The organism is Oleiphilus sp. HI0080 (assembly GCF_001635135.1).
Window position 1 is genome coordinate 1 of sequence record NZ_LWFU01000605.1, and the last position, 5269, is coordinate 5269.

A 5269-nucleotide genomic window follows, 5' to 3' on the forward strand; every position below is an offset into this window, starting at 1 on the left:
GTAGAAACCCTCATTTCGATAAACGAATTCGATTTCAGCAAGATAGGAATGCCACAAAAATTGATTCACTAAGCCGCTCGTATATTCGTATTGCCCAGGGAGTGGGTTTCCGCGAAAACCCACAACTTGAGATCGATCCTCAGAATTTACCCATGCGCCTTTGGCACCAAGCTTCCACGCATCATAGAGTGAAACTTCGCCATCAAACTCTAAGCCATACAAAAGCGCCGAGGAGATATTCTCAGCCCTACCAATTCCTCTGGCGTCATAGATCGTCACAATCGCATCGGTAAGATCTCGATAAAACGCAGTCAACGAGGCTAAACTCGCCGTGGAAGAAAACTGGAATCCAGCTTCTGCATTTAGAGCGACTTCATCTTCTAGATCCGCATTGCCGATTGCGCTGCCATCATCACCATACAATTCGTACAAGCTAGGTAGGCGAATATCGCGAGATAGACTAGTGCGTAACTTCAATGAGCGATTCAGTTGGTAATTCAACCCGAGTTGAGCATCAAAGCTTTGCTCAGAACGATCATCTTGAGTAAGTAAATCCGTCTCATCCGACACAGCTCGAAACCGGGTTTGTCCCATCACTGAAAACGCATCGTCACGGCTAAACCATTCGCCCTGCAAGCCGAGCGAATACTGCTGTCTTTGCGCTTCAAACCGGATCTCTCGCAACTTATCGTGGTTGTCGTAAGTCTCTTGATTCGCAGCGACTTCGTAGTGAAGGATGCTCTGCTTCAAGCGTTGACGAGCGTGTACTTTAGCGTCGATTGATTGTGTCGTGGCCGCCTCTAGGTTCGCATTCAAACCGACTTTGTTTTGGGTATCGTCATACAATGTGTCACGCTGGCTAAGCGCAAGCTGATAACTCAAATCCCATGCCTTCGTTAGCTGGTGATCTAAACCAGTACTAAACATAAAAAATTCCGTATCAAACTGTGCTTTGTTGGTCGGGTCGTTGACGACACCGGGGATGCCTTTCGCGCGATCGTAATACTGAGCGAGACCCGACAATGTCATATCGGGGCGTATCGCATAGTCTCCCGATAGCGCCGCGCTCAGTTGATCGTATTGGGCGTTCTGTCGCGTTTCATCGCGATCATCAAGCGGGTTTGACGGAGTTTGGTTGTCATTGACTAAATCAAAATCGTTGTCTGAAGAAACGCGCTCTACGCTGCCACGCAAACGCATGTCCTCGGCAACGATACTGCTTGAAGCCGCAAACTTACTCGAGTTGAAAGAGCCATAGGTCAAGCTGATATGGCCACCGGTCTGCTTCGATTGCTTGGTCACAACGTTTACAGCACCGCCAATTCCGGCAGAGCCAAGTTGCAAAGGTACATACCCACGATAAATCTCGATGCGCTCTACGGAATCGAGCAACAGCTCACTCAAATCAACGGCCCCGCCCTGGGCACTGTTTAAAAGCACGCCATCTAGGTACACATTGACCTGAGCACCCGTAGAGCCCCGAATACTAAGTGAAGAATACGAGCCCATCCCGCCTTGTTGACGGATTTGAACGCCGGCCTGTGCCTTTAGCACGTCAGCAACGCTGGAATAAGAGCTTGATAAGTCTTTAGTTTGAACGACGGTAACATGGCTTGGGATGACGTCGACATCAATATCATTAGCAGACGAGCGCGAACCAATAACAACAACCTGCTCATGCTGCACATGTTCATTCGCATGCAACACCGTACAGGCGAAAAAAAGCGCACTATATATTGATAGTCGGGATACCATTACTCAGCTCACGTTATATTCAAACGTGCAGAGAAAGAGATCGGAAAGATGAAAACACGCGCAAAGCGACAACAACGGTTATCAATCCCGAATATCGCCCTCCGCAATATTACAACATTTGCTTCAGGCCGGTCTCCGGGCTCACAAGTTGGGATTTACCCTAGTTTGACGGCCTTCCCATGCTGAATGCACAGTGGCGAGGATGACAAACTTTACTTGCTTACCGTTGCGGGGGCAGCGTTGGATTCACACCAATCTTCCCGTTTCACTCGCTCACCATGAACTGGTAATTGAGCACCTCAAGCAGGTGTGCGACTTTACGAGGATGCGACGAATTCGTCAACGATTAATTGATCCGAAATGAAATCGGAACCGTAACGTAGCCCCTCAATTCGCGCTCGTCCTCATCAGCTGGAGAGAATCGCCAGCTATCCATCACCGTTGAGTACGCAGCAAAATCAAGCGCAGAGACATTGCTGGATTCAAGAATTTCAACATAAGTGACAGTGCCATCCGCGTCGATATGGACACCCAGCACCACATCACCTTCCCACCCACGGTTGATGGCTCTTTGAGGATAGGTTGGCTTCGGATTGTTTGCGCTGCCTATTTGAAATTGCGGCTCGCGAACTTTTGGCAGCGGCTCTTCAGCCGGGGTTTCATTCGCTTGCGCCTGTTCTGCGACTGCTTCCTGTTTAGCCGGCTCGCTATCTGCTGAATCGCTGGGCTTGGCATCGATATCAGCGCTTGCCTGCTCATTAATAACCTGCCGTTTCTTGGCTTCCGGTTCTTCTTGCTCCGGCTTTTTGACTTCTCGTTCCGGTTGACTAATGCGTCTTTGCTTAAATTCAGTGCTGGTAATTTGCTGAACACTTTTCGCTGTCGCTTTCTTAGTGGGCTGTGCAAGCTGCTGCGGTACTTGGCGTTCCACATCAGGTTTTAAAGCTTCCGTTTGATCTGCCTTTGCGATCTTTTTTAGCGGCTCTGGCGAGGTCTTTTCAATCGTTTTTTTAGGTAGTGTTTGAGGCTCTGCCTTTGCTGGCGAAGGTTGACTGGCGGGGATATGAACGACTGACTCGGGGTCTGGGGTAATTTGCGAGTCATCTGCGCGTGCATTTAGCGATACACGATAGGAAGTCTGATCGGCCACATAGGCTTTCGGCTTGAAAAGCCCATCTAGCAGAAAAAACAAGACAACATGCACAAGCACCGCAAACACGAACGCAAACACCATAAAGCGGTTTTGCATTCCGGCCGTGCTATGTGAAAAAAAGTGTTGCATTGGCGTGTATCAAACTGCGTTAAAACAACTGAGGATGAGGGCGCGACTATACAAACAACACCCTCATCGCGCAACTCGCGCAACCCGCAACGTACAACACTTTATCTGGCTTGAAGGAACTGCCTAAGCTAGAAAGTCCTTCGCGTAAACACGGCTTTCGCTAGAAGCAAGATTACCTGTTGATGCAAAACTGAACACGCAACGCTTGCTGCCAACGGCATCGACATACTTCAACCAAACTCGCTCGAATTCGGTACTCGCATCTCGTTCACCACGGCATACCGCCAAGAGTTGTTTTTGTGCCTTGGATGTTGGCTCTAAGGTGCCATTAGCAAGCGCATTTGCGACCGCTCCAGCACGTGTTAATAGATCGGATTCGTTTCTTGAAAAGTTGCCGCTGCGGCTAAAACCGTGTGGAAAATTTTTGTCATCGCGGAAAGATTTCCCCGACACTAAGCTCTTATCAAGCATAGCTTACTCCCTTGCATCGAATCTCTTTGGATTCTGGTTATTGTTATACGCTGACTGCTCCCTAGCTGCCCCGTATTCTCAAACAATTTAAACGCAATTATTGTGATCAAAGTTCCATTCAGAACAGCACAAAGTGTGCGGATGCCGTATTACAGCTTGTTGACACCATCGAATGAGTTTGCCGCTTTTTAGAGAGCACTCTCGACTCAGCAAAGACTGTGCCGCCGCCGCGCGCGCCTGCTCACTTATTGCACAGATAAGAGTTTGCACATTATCGACCATGGCGATGTTTATATTGGAGAGTGCGCTCGGATCAACCACGCATTGCACGCAACCGATCAACGCCTAGAGTCTTTCAACATTCAAGATATCTCTAGCGTGATAAAACCCTCAACCGTTCACTTAGCCATGGACCTATAGATTCCGGAAAGCACCATCACAACTGTCAATGCTCGGATTGCGCGGCTAAAAAAGACGGTTCAATGAGGTCACTCATGCAAAAGAACGACTGGACCCGCCCTCTTCCTGACTAATTAGATGTCCCAGAGCAGACTTTTCTAGAACGATGCAGCATACGTCTTACACGCGCACGAAAACCAAGGCCTAGCGATGGTTAGGCGCACAAAAAAAACAAACAGGTGTTATTAAGCAATACGTGCCTCACCTGTGTAGATATAACCTGCAAAGCGCGGGGTTTTTGGGACGTAAAACGAAGACGCGCGTTCAATCGCGAAGCCTGCCTCCGAGATCAAGCCGCTAATCTGACGATTAAGCTGACAACCGCCCGCTAGTTTCGACCAAACCGGATTCAAACGATTTTGCCACTTTTTGACGCGCGCATGTTCCGCTTCACCATGCTCACAAAACAAGAGCTTGCCATTCGGCTTCAGCACGCGTCGCATTTGCGCCAGTGCTTTGGCCGTATCGGGAATAGTGCAAAGTGTAAATGTCAGAAGAATGGTATCGACGGAGTCATCTTCCAAGGGAATTTTCTCGCCAGGTAAATCAAGCCAACGCACTTTAACAGGGCTTTGGGCTAGCCGCTTTGCGGCTTTGTTTCGCATACCGAGTGAAGGCTCTAAGCCCCAGACATAATCGATCTTGCTGGTATCGTAAAAAGGCAAGTTAATACCCGAACCCATGCCGACTTCCAGCACAGCGCCTTCAGCCTGGGGAACAAGTTGACTCCGCAGTTTTAAAATAGGCGGCGAGCCACAAGCGCAATTGATCAAATGTGGTAAGACGTACTGCTCATAAAGACTCATGCCATCAGACACCTTGTGTTAATTAACGTTCCACTAAAGCTTAACCGCAAGCGCTAGCTGAGTATCCGACTTAACTCGTCTAAAACACGGGAAATGCGGTCAGGGAGAGCGTCATTCGAAGCAATCCATCAGGACGAGCGAGTAAAGAGCAAAGAGGCTCGAAGCTAACTAAGACAAGAATACGTTAACGCGTCACATCGTTTTCAGCAATTCAGCGAGTGGCTGATTGTCGACGGTGATCGTCCCCTCCAATGGGCGATCTAAGTCTTCTATCATCATCAGTACAAGACTAAAGGTAAGCGCCAATACAAAACACAACATCACGCGGCGGCCACCCCCGTAACCAAACTGAAAGCCCATGGCGAACATCGAGAGCACCGATACCGTCATGAGAACAAGCCAAACCGTGTGGTGAATGTGATATTTAAGTGCCACCACTACCCGAGAGGTATGAAGATCAATAACATCATTCAATGACGTTGCATAAGCAAGGTGG

The 5269-nt window shown here is 48.8% G+C and carries 5 protein-coding genes and 1 riboswitch; all 5 genes read right to left on the bottom strand.

The features are described 5' to 3' along the window. Window positions 1–1755, bottom strand: a 1755-nt coding sequence (locus A3751_RS13390) for a TonB-dependent siderophore receptor (RefSeq protein WP_068456905.1), incomplete at its 3' end; no start/stop codon positions are given. Window positions 1756–1863: 108 nt separating this feature from the next. Further along, a riboswitch (cobalamin riboswitch) is annotated at window positions 1864–2072 on the bottom strand. 29 nt (window positions 2073–2101) lie between these two features. Continuing rightward, a complete protein-coding gene (locus A3751_RS13395) occupies window positions 2102–3004 on the bottom strand; it encodes an energy transducer TonB (protein ID WP_068456908.1) in 903 nt (300 codons plus the stop codon). A gap of 156 nt (window positions 3005–3160) precedes the next feature. After that, on the bottom strand, window positions 3161–3508 hold the full coding sequence (maoP, locus tag A3751_RS13400; protein WP_068456911.1) for a DUF413 domain-containing protein: 348 nt from the start codon (window positions 3506–3508) through the stop codon (window positions 3161–3163). A gap of 644 nt (window positions 3509–4152) precedes the next feature. After that, the gene (locus A3751_RS13405) at window positions 4153–4773 is read right to left on the bottom strand and encodes a class I SAM-dependent methyltransferase (protein WP_068456914.1); all 621 of its coding nucleotides are present in this window, start codon (window positions 4771–4773) and stop codon (window positions 4153–4155) included. Window positions 4774–4965: 192 nt separating this feature from the next. After that, window positions 4966–5269 (bottom strand): hypothetical protein (locus A3751_RS22875; protein WP_197466340.1); only part of this gene is annotated, 304 nt, incomplete at its 5' end.

Bases quoted from the DNA above. Each gene is read 5' to 3' on its own strand.
- A3751_RS13395 (WP_068456908.1), bottom strand. From the start codon at position 3,004: ATGCAAAACCGCTTTATGGTGTTTGCGTTCGTGTTTGCGGTGCTTGTG.
- maoP (WP_068456911.1), bottom strand. From the start codon at position 3,508: ATGCTTGATAAGAGCTTAGTGTCGGGGAAATCTTTCCGCGATGACAAA.
- A3751_RS13405 (WP_068456914.1), bottom strand. From the start codon at position 4,773: ATGAGTCTTTATGAGCAGTACGTCTTACCACATTTGATCAATTGCGCT.